Source organism: Parapedobacter sp. SGR-10, assembly GCF_011030405.1.
GTDB lineage: Bacteria > Bacteroidota > Bacteroidia > Sphingobacteriales > Sphingobacteriaceae > Sphingobacterium.
In genome coordinates, this window is the sequence record NZ_JAAJTJ010000028.1 from 39,937 (window position 1) to 55,029 (window position 15,093).

At 40.7% G+C, this 15,093-nt stretch carries 15 protein-coding genes; 14 read left to right on the plus strand and 1 reads right to left on the minus strand.

Translation table 11 applies throughout. From position 1 onward, the window contains the following. Positions 1-32 precede the first annotated feature (32 nt). The 14 genes from G5B00_RS15565 (at position 33) to rimK (ending at position 14,561) form a co-directional block, all read left to right on the plus strand. Positions 33-2,465: a two-component regulator propeller domain-containing protein gene (locus G5B00_RS15565; protein WP_163877534.1), complete on the plus strand. Its 2,433-nt coding sequence runs from the start codon at positions 33-35 to the stop codon at positions 2,463-2,465. A 27-nt stretch (positions 2,466-2,492) separates the two neighbouring features. After that, positions 2,493-4,115, plus strand: coding sequence for an ATP-binding protein (locus tag G5B00_RS15570; RefSeq protein ID WP_163877537.1), 1,623 nt, complete (start codon positions 2,493-2,495; stop codon positions 4,113-4,115). Positions 4,116-4,382: 267 nt separating this feature from the next. Next, complete coding sequence (locus G5B00_RS15575; RefSeq protein WP_163877540.1) at positions 4,383-4,613, plus strand: hypothetical protein; 231 nt, start codon at positions 4,383-4,385, stop codon at positions 4,611-4,613. Between the two features lie 487 nt (positions 4,614-5,100). Beyond that, entirely contained in the window at positions 5,101-6,345 is a 1,245-nt protein-coding gene (locus G5B00_RS15580; RefSeq protein ID WP_163877543.1) for a glycoside hydrolase family 88 protein, read from the plus strand. A gap of 44 nt (positions 6,346-6,389) precedes the next feature. Further along, positions 6,390-7,622, plus strand: a complete 1,233-nt coding sequence (locus tag G5B00_RS15585) for a DUF2264 domain-containing protein (protein WP_163877546.1) — start codon at positions 6,390-6,392, stop codon at positions 7,620-7,622. Positions 7,623-7,911: 289 nt separating this feature from the next. Then, entirely contained in the window at positions 7,912-8,883 is a 972-nt protein-coding gene (locus G5B00_RS15590; RefSeq protein ID WP_163877550.1) for an alpha/beta hydrolase, read from the plus strand. Positions 8,884-8,898: 15 nt separating this feature from the next. Then, on the plus strand, positions 8,899-10,014 hold the full coding sequence (locus G5B00_RS15595) for an alginate lyase family protein (RefSeq protein WP_163877553.1): 1,116 nt from the start codon (positions 8,899-8,901) through the stop codon (positions 10,012-10,014). Positions 10,015-10,078: 64 nt separating this feature from the next. Further along, a complete protein-coding gene (gene rnhA / locus G5B00_RS15600; protein WP_163877556.1) occupies positions 10,079-10,585 on the plus strand; it encodes a ribonuclease HI in 507 nt (168 codons plus the stop codon). 14 nt (positions 10,586-10,599) lie between these two features. Then, complete coding sequence (locus G5B00_RS15605) at positions 10,600-11,079, plus strand: DNA-deoxyinosine glycosylase (protein WP_163877559.1); 480 nt, start codon at positions 10,600-10,602, stop codon at positions 11,077-11,079. Between the two features lie 137 nt (positions 11,080-11,216). Next, positions 11,217-11,453, plus strand: a complete 237-nt coding sequence (locus G5B00_RS15610) for a hypothetical protein (protein ID WP_163877563.1) — start codon at positions 11,217-11,219, stop codon at positions 11,451-11,453. After that, on the plus strand, positions 11,444-11,761 hold the full coding sequence (locus G5B00_RS15615) for a type II toxin-antitoxin system RelE/ParE family toxin (RefSeq protein ID WP_163877566.1): 318 nt from the start codon (positions 11,444-11,446) through the stop codon (positions 11,759-11,761). The genes G5B00_RS15610 and G5B00_RS15615 overlap by 10 nt, the downstream gene beginning before the upstream one ends. Before the next feature lie 193 nt (positions 11,762-11,954). Further along, a complete protein-coding gene (locus G5B00_RS15620) occupies positions 11,955-13,133 on the plus strand; it encodes an AIR synthase related protein (protein WP_163877569.1) in 1,179 nt (392 codons plus the stop codon). Between the two features lie 7 nt (positions 13,134-13,140). Further along, the gene (locus G5B00_RS15625) at positions 13,141-13,572 is read left to right on the plus strand and encodes an ATP-dependent zinc protease (protein WP_163877572.1); all 432 of its coding nucleotides are present in this window, start codon (positions 13,141-13,143) and stop codon (positions 13,570-13,572) included. Between the two features lie 53 nt (positions 13,573-13,625). Then, positions 13,626-14,561, plus strand: a complete 936-nt coding sequence (gene rimK, locus G5B00_RS15630; protein ID WP_163877575.1) for a 30S ribosomal protein S6--L-glutamate ligase — start codon at positions 13,626-13,628, stop codon at positions 14,559-14,561. 35 nt (positions 14,562-14,596) lie between these two features. Here rimK and G5B00_RS15635 read toward each other — a convergent pair whose 3' ends face one another. Continuing rightward, positions 14,597-14,875 carry a DUF2569 family protein gene (locus G5B00_RS15635; protein ID WP_163877579.1) on the minus strand — a complete coding sequence of 93 codons (279 nt, stop codon included), beginning with the start codon at positions 14,873-14,875 and terminating at the stop codon, positions 14,597-14,599. Positions 14,876-15,093: the final 218 nt, after the last annotated feature.

Genomic DNA, 15,093 nt, shown 5'->3' on the forward strand with positions numbered 1-15,093 from the left:
AAGCAGTCCATAAGATGATCCTTTCCAAAATTTTGCATATATTATTCTTGGGTTGCCTTGTCGTAATGGGGCTGAACTCTGTCGCCCAAAATTATCCCTTAAAGTTTAACCATATATCCTATAAGGAAGGGCTGTCACAAAGTCCAATAGGTGCAATTTTTCAGGACAAAAAAGGTTTTATATGGATTGGAAATCGAGAGGGGCTTACACGATATGATGGGTACGAGTTTGTCAGCTATAGTCATAAAGAAGGGGATCATAATAGTCTCAGCCATAATCTTATTCGATCCATTACGCAGGACTCCACCGGAATGCTTTGGGTTGGAACATCTAATGGGTTAAATGTCTTTGATCCTGTTACAGAAAAATTTACTTATATAGATATTTCGCAGAGCAAAACTGTTTCGGCAGTGTTAATTGATAAGCAACAGTATGCTTGGGTAGCCTCTTACGATGGCTTAAAGCGCGTCAGACGCAAGTCTTCAGGCAAATTGGAGGTATTACATATAGAAAATGACGATCTCAGAAATGGGTTAGCGAGGGCATTGATGCAGGATCAAGAGGGAAGAATATGGATAGGCTTTACTAATGGAATAAGGTGTCTCGATCCGTCTACACTAAAGATTGTTCCCCTGCCTGATGCCATCAGAAAAGAACAGGATGATCGTGCGCTTACCATATCATCTATCAGAGAAGATAAACGAGGAGATATTTGGTTCTCTACAGAAGGAGATGGTTTTTTCTGGTATAAGAAACGACAAGGTACCTTTCATAATTTCCGGAATGTAGTTAATCTGGATACGGGTCTGCCATCAAATGTTATTAAGGATATTTTGGTATATGATAACGAAGACATTTGGTTTGGGACACGTATGGGGCTGAGTATATTTCACAAACGTACAGAGACGTTTACGAATTATCAACATGATAGCAGCGACCTGACGAGTTTAAGCCAAAATTCTATCTGGAACTTTTTGCGGGATCGGTCGGGTAATATATGGATGGGAACTTATGCGGGCGGCCTTAACATTTACTATCCAAGGTTCAGTAATTTTGAAAACATTGGAGAAAGAATAGGTAATAAAGTAGGACTAAGTCAATCTATTGTGAATAGTGTGCTCGAAGAAAATAACGGGGCGCTATGGGTTGCTACAGATGGAGGGGGTCTGAACTACATTGACCGAAAAAAAGGAATCAGCAGGTGTTTTTTTCCAATAGATAAAAATGGTAGACAGATCAGCCATATTATGACAATGGCCAAGGGAAGTAAGGGGGAGCTATATCTGGGTACGTTGGAAGGATTGGGTATATTTGACGATACCGATGGAACAATTGATTATTTACCTATAGGGACTTCCGGTGACAGCAGAACAATTAATGCCTTGTTGGCAGAAGAAAATGGTAACCTTTGGGTTGGTACACATAAGTTTGGTGTATGGATGATCGATGCAGACGGGAAGATAGAAACTTTGGGAAGTACGGCGGGTATAAGTATTCAGTCTTTGTATGCCACCGATGAACATATCTGGATGGGTACAGATGGGAGTCTATACTGTTATGATAAAAAAAATAAAAAGTTGCTTCGGTACCGCGAATTTGATAACTATACGGTTTTATCACTGTTCATCGATTCTAAAAAACGATTTTGGGTAGGTACACATAAGGGGGTCGCTTTGTTTAACCCTCGAAATAATGAAAAGCATTTTATCACACAAGAGACCGGCTTGGTCGACAATATGGTAGAAGCGATTGTAGAAGATGATTCGGGAAATATATGGGTAAGTACCCAAAACGGATTGTCTAAAATTAGCTATACCGGACAGCATGGGCACTTTTCCGATCAAAATCTAAGTGTTGACAATTATACCTCTAATAATGGTTTGTCCAGTAACCGGTTTATGCGAGGGGCTGTACTGAAATCAGAACGAGGGGAGTTGATGTTTGGTGGGGTGAATGGTCTGACTACGTTTTATCCTGAAAAAATCGTCAGAAACGCCTATCTTCCTCCGGTTGTCGTTACCGATTTCTTAATCGACAATAAATCCGTTCGGGTAGGTGTCGAAAACAGTCCTTTGGCATCTCCTATTGACGAGACAAAACAACTGACCTTAAAATACGATCAGAATGCGATCACGTTTAAGGTGGCGGCGCTAAACTACATCAATTCTTCCAATAATCAATATGCCTATAAATTAGTAGGTTTTGATAAGGAAGATGAGTGGTATTATGCCGGGAATCAGCGTACCATCAGTTATACCAACTTGCCGGAAGGAAGCTATATCCTTAAAATAAAGGTGGCTAACAACGACGGCGTTTGGAATGAGCAAGAAAAAAGTATAGCGATTAAAGTGTTGCCACCATTTTGGAAAACGTGGTGGGCATATACTATCTATATATCGGTATTCTTGGGGCTGTTATATCTTTTCTATAGCTACTCTATTAAAACCGAAAAGCTTAGACATTAGCTCGAACTTGAAAGTATCAACCACAGAATGGACCAGCAACTGGCCCAAAAGAAAATGTCCTTTTTCACCAATATATCCCATGAGATAAAAACACCATTGACCATGATTCTTGCACCAATTGAGCGTCTTCTGGATATGAGTGAAGGCAATCATGGGATCAATAATCAATTGCGGTTGATGTACCGCAATGGGGAAAGGCTATTAAAACTGATCAATCAATTACTGGATTTTAGAAGATTTGACTCTGGAAATGATCAGCTTAACACTTCAGAGGGAGATATTGTTCCATTTTTAAAAGAGCTTTTTTTAGCATTTAAAGGACTGGCAGATAGTAAGGGAATTACCTTGAAATTTCATTCGGAGTTGCCGGAATTATATTTGTGGTTTGATCAGGACAAGTTGGAAAAAGTTTTTTATAATCTGTTGTCTAATTGCATGAAATTCACACCTTATGAGGGGTCTGTATTTATTCGAATCGATAAGGTTTTGCGTGACGGCAGAGATTATGCGTCTATAACCGTAGAAGACAATGGGTGTGGCATAGCAGCTGAGCATATCGATAAAATATTTGAACAGTTCAGGTATTATAATCAAAAAGGCCTGAATGCAGAAGGCACGGGTTTAGGACTGGCATTTTCAAAAGAATTAGTGGATTTGCATCATGGCAAAATTGAAGTTAAAAGTACCGAGGCAACGGGTGAAACTCCGGGGTACACTGTTTTTACCGTACTCTTGCCGTTGGGAAAAGAACACTTGTCGGAAGCTGAGACTCGTGATTTGTTTTTAGATGAAGATAATATCTCTACATATCAGGAAGATGCTTTACTTGCAAAGCATCCCGTGGAGCGGCGTAAGCAGGAAATACGGAAACGAATGGAGAAGGAAAGACCTTTGATGCTTATTGTAGAGGATAATCCGGATGTTCGGGGGCTTATTTTTTCCAGTTTTGAAGAAGAATTTGACATTATTACCGCAGTGAACGGAGAACAGGGATTGGTAGAAGCACAGCGGGCTATTCCCGATATCATCATCAGTGATGTGATGATGCCTGTCATGGATGGTATCAGTTTATGCAGTCAGTTAAAGACAGATGTCAATACCAGCCATATTCCGGTGGTGTTGCTAACAGCAAGGAGTTCAACGGTTTTTAAGATGGAAGGATTTGAAACCGGAGCGGACGATTATATCACCAAGCCATTCTCTATCAATATGCTCAGTATAAGAGTTTGGAACCTGTTGGATTCTCGGCAGAAGCTTAGGGATGTATTCCAGAGGGAGGTGCGATTACAGCCACAGAATATAACCATAACATCAACGGATGATAAATTTCTGCATAACCTTATGCAGTTTATAGAAGAGAATATTGATAATCCCGAACTCACTGTTGAGGATCTGGGTAAGAGCGTCTCCATGTCAAGGGGTACCTTATATAAAAAGATCAAAGCCTTGACTGGACAGACAGTCAATGACTTTGTACGTACCGTTCGATTAAAACGAGCAGCCCAACTACTTGAACAAGCCAGATATAATGTTAATGAAATAGCTTATATGGCGGGGTTTTCGGATGTGAATTATTTTAGAAAATGTTTTAAAGACCAGTTTGGCTATACACCTAAGGAATATGGTAAACAATCGGGACGAGAGTCCTGAATCCCCAAAAGTAATCTCGTATACGCTCCTTTTTCTATTGTTTTGTACGGCATTCATGTATTTTCTGAACGCTAATCATGTTTTTTGTTTTCGTAGTGCATCTATCTTAGCACCAGTGAAACGGAGTGAGTATAGAAGTATGAAAATAAAACGAACATCTGTGCTCGTTTTGATAATTATGATGATGCTCTATTTACTTATTTTGACATTATAAACGTGAGGTCTACTTTAGACTACTAAATTATTGAGAAACTAAACTTAAATACAATGACGAATATCATTACCTATTTCAGGCTGAGGCCTATGTCTCGGACATTTAGGTTGTCTTTACTATTGATTGGTATCAATATATTCTTTTTGGGTGAATTAGCCTATGCTCAGTCCAGACAGGCAACAGGGCAGGTAAAAGACCAAAAGGGCGAAAATAGAGAACTTGCTCTGAAAGTCTCGCCTCAGTGGCAGGAGGATACAGGTGATTCACTGTGCCAAAATACCTGAAGTCCACGCGTTCTAAAAATATCCTGTGTTAATAAACGTCACCTTGAGCGGAGTCGAAGGGTCTCTTAATAATCAGTATGCTACTGAAATGAGATATTTATTTTCGATGAGCTCCCTGCGGTCGGTTCGACTTCGCTCAACATGGCGGCTTTTGAGATTCTTCATTATTTGCATTTGGTAGAAATGCCCGGAACATCCAGAAAAACTAAATTGATTAATAATCCGGTGCCATTTTAATTTTACACAAAAAACGGAGCAAAATCGTATATTCGTTTCAGGAACGCAGATAAAGTATCTATACTTAATTCTAATCCCACAGGCAGCCGTGTCCCTTTTTGTGCTTTCGAAGGAACAGCTAAAAATGTGGTCATCATGGGAAATAACTTAAGCAATATTAAAGATATTTATATCAAGACTCCCGAAATAAACGATAGCGATATAAAAACACAAAACAATGTTCAATAATCCGTTAAAAGCAAGGGGCAATATGACGAAAAAGATTATAATGGCACTAGCTTTGAGTTTCATAGCATTTGCTTTTAAAAAAGACGACACAAATATCGTAAAAGATAATTTTGAATTTGCCGCCAAGCAATTGACGTATGCCCTGGAAGAAATAACCCTCGCCATTGCCAATGAATCTGATTCCAGTATTCACGCCAGATCAGAAAAAGGTTGGAGCGAATTGGTCAGTCCCCGTTCTTTGGAACCAGATGGGAGTTTGATCATGGTACCTTCAAAAGATTGGTGCAGCGGCTTTTTTCCTGGAGAATTGTGGTATATGTATGAATATACCAGAAGCGAGCAATGGAAAAACCTTGCACACAGGCGGACCATAGCCTTGGAGCGTGAAAAGTATAACGCCACGACACACGACATGGGGTTCAAAATGTACTGTAGCTATGGAAATGCTTATCGCCTCACAGGAGATACCGTATACAGAGACGTGCTGCTCAAATCAGCAAAGACATTGATCAAACGATTCAACCCGGTAGTCGGTAGTATTCGTTCATGGGATTTTGGCAACAGATACAATTGGAAATTTCCAGTCATTATAGACAATATGTTGAATCTGGAATTGCTCTTCTGGGCAACTAAAGAGACGGGAGACTCCACATTTTCCAATATAGCCATCACCCATGCAAATACTACGCTGAAGAATCATTTTCGACCAGACTACAGTTCCTATCATGTAGTTGATTACGATCCTAAAACCGGAGAAGTACGCAATAAATATACGCATCAGGGCTACAGCAAAGAATCAGCTTGGGCTCGCGGACAAGCTTGGGGACTGTATGGATATATGCTTTGTTATCGTGAAACCGGAAAACAAGAATACTTGGTACAGGCACAGAAGATCGCGACATATATTTTTTCACATGCCAATCTGCCGAACGACCTTATCCCCTACTGGGATTATGATGCACCTGAAATTCCAAATGAGCCCAAAGATGTATCTGCAGCTACATGCACAGCTTCTGCTTTATATAGCTTGTGTGATTTGGATAAGGAAAATGCACAGAAATACAAAAAATGGGCCGATACCATTCTGGAAAACTTGACCAGATCATACAGAGCACCATTGCACAGCAACAAAGGTTTTTTGCTGTTGCACAGTACCGGGGCCAAACCTTTCAACTCCGAAGTGGATCAACCATTGGTGTATGCCGATTATTATTTTCTGGAGGCGCTATTGAAAAAAGATAAATTGGAAAAGGGGGTTAATTTTTAACACCACATAACAGTATAAAAATTAGGAGTTGATAACGTAATGATATGAATAAGTTAAGTTTAGTAATAATAATAGCTTTTGCTGTACTGTTTCGGACGGTTCAGGCAGCAGACATTTCCACAGTAAGTCCAAAAGAACAAAGGAAATACATGGTTGAGACCTTAACCAAAATTGCCCATCCCGTACTCTATCATTTAAGTAGGAATGAATTAAAAAAAATGATGCCTGTGGAACATAAATCAGCACTTAAAGCAAAAACCAGTTATTTAGAAGCCTTTGGCCGCACATTATCCGGTATTGCTCCATGGCTTGCATTGGGGGTAGATGATACCGAAGAAGGAAAACAACGAAGGGTATATATAGATTTAGCTATAAAAAGCATACAAAACGCTACGGATATTAATTCTCCAGACTATCTTGATTTCGGAACCAATCCCCAGACTTTGGTAGACGCAGCATTTTTTTCGGCAGGATTACTTAGAGCTCCTAAACAGTTATGGGAACCTTTGGACGATAAGACAAAAAGCAATGTATTGACCGCATTAAAGGCAACCCGTGCTATAAAACCACCGTACAACAATTGGCTATTGTTTAGTGCGATGGTGGAAGCAGCTTTATTGAAATTTGAAGGGCAATGTGATGAAATGAGGTTAGATTATGCCATTAAACAGCATTTTTTATGGTATAAAGGGGATGGTGTGTATGGAGATGGCCCTGATTTCCATTTTGACTACTACAACAGCTATGTCATCCATCCTATGCTCTTGGATGTTTTAAAAACAATGGGAGAAGCAGGAATAAAACAACAAACGGATCTCTTCAAGATAGCCTTAGCCAGAGCACAAAGATATGCCGCTATACAGGAAATGTTAATTTCTCCAGAAGCAACCTATCCGGCTGTCGGGAGGTCTATCACCTATCGTTTTGGCGCATTCCACCTCTTATCTCAAATCGCTCTCATGCAAGCCCTTCCACAAAAAGTATCACCCGAACAAGTAAGATATGCCTTATACAATGTGGTAAAGAGGCAAGTAGAAATGCCTAACACCTTTGACGAAAATTCATGGTTAAAAATTGGTTTTTCGGGCTATCAGCCTCAATTGGGAGAAGGTTACATTTCTACAGGTAGCTTATACTTATGTCTTAATGCTTTTTTGATCCTAGGTCTGCCGCCTGATAATCAGCTGTGGCAAGGCAATAATATAGATTGGTCATCACGTAAAATATGGCATGGCGAACAGGTTATGTTAGATAAGGCTTACAAGGAAAAAAAATAATATTCCATTTGGACCACAGGCTGTCCAATATGAAAATCCATCATTGACCAATAGCCTTGAAAGTCCTGCATCAATGGCAGGAAGAAACAGGTGATACTGTACCAAAATACCTAAAGCCCAACCGTTCTAAAAAGAATGTGGACTATCTGCATTTGGTAGAAATGCCTGGGGAATCTAAAAATACAAAAATGATCAATAAATCGGGCCCTTTTTAGTCAACATAGGGTTATCAACAAAAAGGCCACGATTAGAAACTATATTAGTAGACAATTAATACAAAATTACCATTATGAAAAAAAGCAATATCATCCTCATATTACTGTTGAGCTTTCCGGTTTTTATTTTTGCCCAAAAAAACCGCTACGGCATGAAAATAAAGCAAATGGAAGATAGTTGTACATTAGAACGCTACCGAGAACTATCCAAGCTTGTTGACTTGTCCGCACTTCCCGATCTGTGCATACGCTATAAATATGTGCCTAATAAGATCAAATCACAGGATTATGAAGCCTGTACTACCGAAAGCTATGTTTTTAAAGATTACGGAACCCGTCAGCTGAAAATGGAAGTCGATATTCCCAAAGAAGGAAAAGGTCCCTTCCCATTTATTATTTACGTACATGGAGGTGGATGGGCAGGAGGCAATCTATCGGGTTATATCAACCAGTCTAAGTACCTGGCCACAAGAGGTATCGCCGGAGTGAGGATTTCATACACCTTAAGAAATCAGGGAGGGCATTTCGATCAAGGGATGCAGGAGCTGAACGAAGCTCTTGAGTTTGTCAAACAACATGCAAAGGAATGGAACCTGGATCTGACGCGCATCGGATATGCAGGAGGTTCGGCAGGTGCTCCTCTAGCATCACTCGCGGCCATGAAAAATGGTGCCAAGCTATTTATAGGCATCAACGGGATATACGATTTTACGGATGAGAATAGAGGGAGCTTTCCGGGCAAAAGCAATTCTTATTTAAGAGACCATACCACGAAAGAAAAATTGCAGGAAATATCCGCATACTATAATATCCCCAAGAAAAATATTCCGGCAGTCATTACATTTCATGGTACAGCAGATCCTACCATACCCTATCAACAATCAGTAAACTTGGTCGAAGCCGTAAAAAAAGCAGGTGGCATAGCCGAAGCAAAGATATATCCCAACTACACACATTCCTTTTCTGCTAAATCCAGTTCCGACAAATTTGAGGAAGTAGTGATAGCAATATACGAATTTGCAAGCAACGTCTTTCAGAAAAAGTAATATATACACGAAATTATGATGTTATATAAAAAGGCAATTATGATTGCCATCGTCGCTGTCACACCCATCCTTGTCCAAGCACAGACAAGCAGCAAATCAAATGCAGAAAAACCACGTTTTGTACACCCTGGTATCATCGGAAATACCTCGATGCTGGATGCCATACAAAAAGAAGTGGATGCCGGAAAGACAGACCGCATAAAAGCTTACCAACAAGTTCTCGATTTTATAGAAAATAATCCGATACAAAGAGAATTTCCCGAAATCGTAATGGCCAAAGGCTCTGGCAGTACCCCCACAGAGGCACATATCCGAAGGGATGCCATCCTCGCCTATGCTTATGCCTTAAAGTGGGCGAGAACTGGCAAAACCGAAGACGCGGCAAAGGCTATAGAAATCTTGAACGGCTGGGCTTCCAATTTTCAAAAATATGAACCGGTGGAAGGCACATCAAAACAACAGAGCCAACTGGAAGCAGCTTGGGTAGCCCCTAGTTTTGTTGCGGCGGCCGAAATTATAAGGCATTACAAAGTGAATGGAAAATCAGCGGATTGGTTATCTGCCGACAGGGCTGTTTTTAACAAATTTGTACAAAACCTAAAAGACAATTACATCAATGCTATGGTTAAATCTATAAATAATAACCGTAGACGCAATAACTGGGGAGTATCTGCCGGATATGCGAAGATGGCCATCGGAGTTTATCTCGGAAGCAAAAATGTCTATGAAGATGGAAAAAGAATCATCCTTGAGCTATTGCCACATATTATCCAGCCGGATGGAGAAATACTAGAGTTCTGTTCAAGGGACTGCCATCACCCCCAATACTCCATGTGCGGATTGACATTGGCCGCAGAAATAGCAAAAAACCAAGGCGACAGTTCTATTTACGAAGCCATATCCGCAAGATTAAAAACAGGATGGGAATGGATGGGCACCGCTTACAACGGACAGGCTGATTGTAGAAATTGTGCCAAAGCAAGACTGTTTTCAGCAATCGAAGTAGCCAACAGCCACTATAAATCTGATATTATACAAAATCTGATAGCAAAGAAAAGTCCGTTTAGCGTGAACAAAAGCCATACTTTTCTAGACTTTTTCACTTATACACACCATTCTATTCCTAAATAAAGAAAATATTATTGATTAAACATTGCCATTTGCGATCCTCACAGATAAACGTATTTTTGTTTCGATGATAGAACTTTATACAGACGGAGCTTCCAGTGGCAATCCCGGTCCGGGAGGTTACGGCACCATTCTCCGTACCATATATCAAGGTAGTAATCCCGAATTCAAAGGCAAGCTAATCGAAAAAGAGTTTTCAGGTGGGTACCGCAAGACGACAAATAACCGTATGGAGCTGATGGCCGTCATTGTTGGGCTTGAAGCCCTCAAAAACAGCAAACAGCGAGTTACTGTCTACTCAGATTCAAAGTATATTATCGACGCCATTGACAAAAAATGGGTGTACGGATGGATGCAGAAGGGGTTTAAAGGAAAAAAGAACAAAGACCTTTGGCTCCGACTCATGCAGTCCTACAAACTGCACGACATCAGACTAGTATGGGTCAAAGGACATGCCGGACATCCACTGAACGAACGCTGTGACCAGCTAGCTGTAGCTGCTTCCAAAGACAAAGCCAATTGGAAAATCGATAGTGTATTTGAGATGGAAGAGCAACAGGGATTAAACATTTAACAAGGCTATAGATCATGCTAAAGCAATCCTTTTCCCCTATTCTTCCACAAAGCCCCTGTATACTCATTCTAGGATCACTTCCGGGCGATCTTTCCATTGCTGCGCACCAATACTATGCGCATCCCCAAAACAGGTTTTGGAAAATCCTTTTCCATCTGTTTGACGAACCTTTCTCCATCGATTACCAAAACAGGAAAGATCTGCTTCTCAAAAACCATATCGCCCTGTGGGATGTCTGTGGCAGTGCAACCCGAAAAGGTAGCATGGATGTAGATATCAAAGAAGTGTCTCCCAACGGTATTCTTCAACTGTTGGTCGAATATCCAACTATACAACGTGTATTTTTCAACGGTCAAAAAGCCGCCCATCTGTTTGACAGACATTTCGAAAGAACTCCGGAGATCCTATTCCAAACCCTGCCCAGCACTAGCCCAGCCAATGCACAATATAGCTTTGAAAGGTTATTGGAAGAATGGAAAGTAGTGGTATATTAGAATTTTTGTATATTTCCTCTATAAAAAGAGCCTTCAAAGGCAGAGGAGAATTACATAAATCCATTTTATATACGGTCGCAATTATATTGCATATAAAAATGAATTTATGTAAGTTTGAGTAACGAAATAAAAACGTTATGGATATTCAATCAAGAAAAATAGAATTTGTACAAGAGTTTTTAAAACTTCAAAATGAGGAACTATTAACTCGTTTGGAAAAGCTATTACATTCTGGCAAGTCACAAAAAAACAGCTTCCAACCCATGACTATTGCAGAATTCAATGAACGAATCGACAAGTCCATGGAAGATTCAAAAAACGAAAGATTAATAACCTCAAGTGACTTGATTGCAGAAATTGAAAAATGGGATTAATAATATATTGGACTGATTTTGCAAAAAAAGAACTAAAAAACATCTTTGATTATCACAAAGAAAAAGTAAGTCTGAAAATAGCGAAACAGATTGCCAAACAAGTTGTAGAAAAAGCAAATTGTCTAAGCAGTTTTCCTGAAATCGGGCCGATCGAACAACTGTTAAAAGAAAGACCTCAGAATTTCAGACATATTGTAAGTACAAATTACAAAATTGTTTACTGGATAAACAACGATAAAAATAGGGTTGAAATCGTCGATATTTTTGACACACGGCAAAACCCAGAGAAAATAACGAGAAAAAAATAACAGTACTATTCCATAATATCTAACAGCTTTTGAAATCTTTCAGGACTTTAGCAATAAGCAACCTATCTATAATAGCTGCCAAAACTTTCCTCAAAACAATGTAGAAATATATTCCGTATGACGGAACAAAAAGCTACGGATCCGAGAAAAAACTTTCGCTATAATCATTCGGTTTGATTATTTTTGTGGCAAGATGTCAGACTTGAAATACAACCAAAGAGGTGTCTCCGCTGGGAAAGAGGATGTACACAACGCCATAAAGAATATTGACAAGGGCTTATATCCCAAAGCTTTCTGCAAGATCATCCCCGATATTTTGGGTGGCGATGAGGCTTGGTGCAATATCATGCATGCCGATGGAGCCGGCACCAAATCCTCTCTGGCCTATATATATTGGAAAGAGACAGGTGACATCTCTGTATGGAAAGGCATAGCACAGGACGCCATCATCATGAACATCGATGACCTGCTCTGTGTAGGAGCCATAGACAACATCCTGCTGTCCTCTACCATCGGACGTAACAAAAATCTCATCCCTGGCGAAGTCATTGCCGAAATCATCAATGGCACCGAAAAAATTCTGGCTGAGCTCCGCGAACTGGGCATCGGCATCTATTCCACCGGAGGGGAGACAGCAGACGTAGGTGACCTTGTACGAACGATCATCGTAGATAGTACCGTGACCTGTCGTATGAAACGTAAAGAAGTCATTTCCAACCACCACATCAAGCCCGGAAACGTCATTGTCGGGCTGGCATCTTACGGACAAGCTACCTACGAAAAAGAATATAACGGTGGCATGGGTTCCAATGGATTGACATCTGCACGCCACGATGTATTCAGCAAATACATAGCCGAAAAATATCCCGAAAGCTATGATCCCGCAGTACCTTACGAGCTGGTATTTGCAGGAGGCAAAGCCCTAACGGACAAAATCAAAGTCGAAACAGGAGAAGAAATAACCGCAGGCAAACTGGTATTGTCCCCTACCCGCACCTATGCTCCGGTTATCAAACAAATATTGGACAAATACCGCACACAGATAGATGGTATGGTACACTGTTCGGGTGGCGCACAAACCAAGGTACTCCACTTCATCGACAATGTACATGTGGTCAAAGACAATTTGTTTCCTGTCCCTCCCCTATTTGAACTGATCCAACGGGAATCCAATACAGATTGGCAAGAAATGTACAAGGTATTCAACATGGGGCATCGTATGGAACTGTATGTTTCTCCCGAAATAGCTGAAGATATCATGGCTATCTCCAAGTCATTTGGTATCCCGGCCCAAATCATCGGGCATGTGGAAGCCAGTGACAGAAAACAGGTGACCATTCAATCGCCATACGGCACTTTTATTTACGAATAAAGAATCAATGAACAACAAGCCTATTATTGGTCGGACGGAAGTAGTGGATTTGCCTGAATTGGGCATGTACAATATTACCGCCAAGACCGATACAGGTGCTGACACTTCCGTACTGCATTGCGAAGACTTCGAAGTTTTTGAAAAAGATGGACATCACTTTATATCCTGCCATATCTGCCCTCACTTAGAAGATGCCGAAATGATGACACTTACTTTTCCCATCCATCGGGAACGTGTGGTAAAAAGTTCCTTTGGACAAACAGAAACCCGATACATCTTCATCACCAAAATCCGACTGTTTGACAGGCTATATGATATTAAGCTTTCACTGCGTGACCGCTCATCCATGTCCTACCCCATGCTTTTGGGGAGGAATTTTATCAACGGTAAATTTTTGGTGGATGTATCACAAAAAAATCTAGGTAAGAATACCTTATAAACAAACTATTCACTCTCATTCATTGTTATCAAAGATAATTAAATCAAATTTTTGTGAAAATTGCCGTTTTATCCACGAATAAGCGCCTCTATTCGACCCGTAGACTAGTAGATGCAGCTGTACAGCGAGGGCACGAATGTGTGGTCATCGATCACAGCAAATGTTATGTAGGCATCCAACAGGGAAAACCCAGCATACATTACAAGGGAGAGGACATCGCTGACATTGACGCCATCATTCCACGGATTGGGGCTTCGGTCACATTCTACGGCTCAGCAATCGTTCGCCAATTTGAGGTCATGGATGTCATATCTGCCAATCCCAGCCAGGCTATCACCCGCTCTCGCGACAAACTACGCTGTATGCAGATTCTCTCTGGAGCAGGATTAGGGCTACCGATTACCGGTTTCGCACGTACGGCATCGGATGTGGACGACCTGATCAATATGGTCGGTGGAGCACCGCTCGTCATCAAACTGCTGGAAGGAACACAGGGAATAGGCGTGGTATTGGCCGAAACCAAAAAGGCAGCGTCCTCCGTCATAGAAGCATTTTATGGCTTAGGTAATAATATCCTCATCCAGGAATACATCAAAGAGGCCAAAGGCACAGATATCCGGGCTTTTGTCGTGGACGGCAAAGTCGTCGGAGCGATGAAAAGAACAGCCAAAGAAGGTGAGTTCCGCTCAAACCTACATCGCGGAGGTACAGCCGAAATCGTCAAATTGACCCGTAAAGAAAAAGAAACCGCTATAGCAGCTGCCCGCGCAATGGGACTGACCGTAGCGGGTGTGGATATGCTTCCTTCTGCACGTGGGCCTTTGATTCTGGAAGTGAATTCCTCTCCAGGACTGGAAGGAATCGAACTCGCGACAAACAAGGATATCGCAGGAGAGATCATCAAGTATCTTGAGCGCCAATACGAAACCAAACAACAGACAAAGCCCGCGGTTAAGAAGCGTAACATAAAGAAAGAGAGCAAGCTGTAGGCACTCACAAAGTAGAGATGAGATCAATCGCGTCTCTACTCCTCCATATTACCCTTTTCTATCCAATCACGCGACATATTTCCATCTTCTTTATATGCGTACGGCACGGTAAACGTTCCCTTGACACGTTCAGATCGGTACAGGTATGTACCCCAAATACCGCCAAAAATCAACGATTGAACAATACCTCCCCATGCCTCCTCTCTATCGACATATTCTCCCAGAACATAATGAGCTACCATGTTGTCCAGCACATTGAAAACAGTCATTCCTATAAGCAGGACAAATAACGTATGTGGGAAAACATCCTCCATTATGTTAATTTTATTAAAATTTAATGTTAAAAAATATTTAATTAAATTAATTTTTATTGAAAATTGAATAAAAAATATTATTTTTGATTTACTACCATAACCTTAGTTATTGTAAAAAAAGATTTAATATGAAATGTCCATGATTGCCAAAGCACAAACACGAATTAAAATAACCGAGCGTAGCGAGCTCATGAAATAATTATTTACATATGAAAAGA

Coding starts and splice junctions, on each gene's coding strand:
- G5B00_RS15585 (WP_163877546.1), top strand. CDS start 6,390: ATGAATAAGTTAAGTTTAGTAATAATAATAGCTTTTGCTGTACTGTTT.
- G5B00_RS15610 (WP_163877563.1), top strand. CDS start 11,217: ATGGATATTCAATCAAGAAAAATAGAATTTGTACAAGAGTTTTTAAAA.
- G5B00_RS15620 (WP_163877569.1), top strand. CDS start 11,955: ATGTCAGACTTGAAATACAACCAAAGAGGTGTCTCCGCTGGGAAAGAG.
- G5B00_RS15635 (WP_163877579.1), bottom strand. CDS start 14,875: ATGGAGGATGTTTTCCCACATACGTTATTTGTCCTGCTTATAGGAATG.
- G5B00_RS15575 (WP_163877540.1), top strand. CDS start 4,383: ATGACGAATATCATTACCTATTTCAGGCTGAGGCCTATGTCTCGGACA.
- G5B00_RS15595 (WP_163877553.1), top strand. CDS start 8,899: ATGATGTTATATAAAAAGGCAATTATGATTGCCATCGTCGCTGTCACA.
- G5B00_RS15605 (WP_163877559.1), top strand. CDS start 10,600: ATGCTAAAGCAATCCTTTTCCCCTATTCTTCCACAAAGCCCCTGTATA.
- G5B00_RS15615 (WP_163877566.1), top strand. CDS start 11,444: ATGGGATTAATAATATATTGGACTGATTTTGCAAAAAAAGAACTAAAA.
- G5B00_RS15625 (WP_163877572.1), top strand. CDS start 13,141: ATGAACAACAAGCCTATTATTGGTCGGACGGAAGTAGTGGATTTGCCT.
- G5B00_RS15570 (WP_163877537.1), top strand. CDS start 2,493: ATGGACCAGCAACTGGCCCAAAAGAAAATGTCCTTTTTCACCAATATA.
- G5B00_RS15590 (WP_163877550.1), top strand. CDS start 7,912: ATGAAAAAAAGCAATATCATCCTCATATTACTGTTGAGCTTTCCGGTT.
- rnhA (WP_163877556.1), top strand. CDS start 10,079: ATGATAGAACTTTATACAGACGGAGCTTCCAGTGGCAATCCCGGTCCG.
- G5B00_RS15580 (WP_163877543.1), top strand. CDS start 5,101: ATGACGAAAAAGATTATAATGGCACTAGCTTTGAGTTTCATAGCATTT.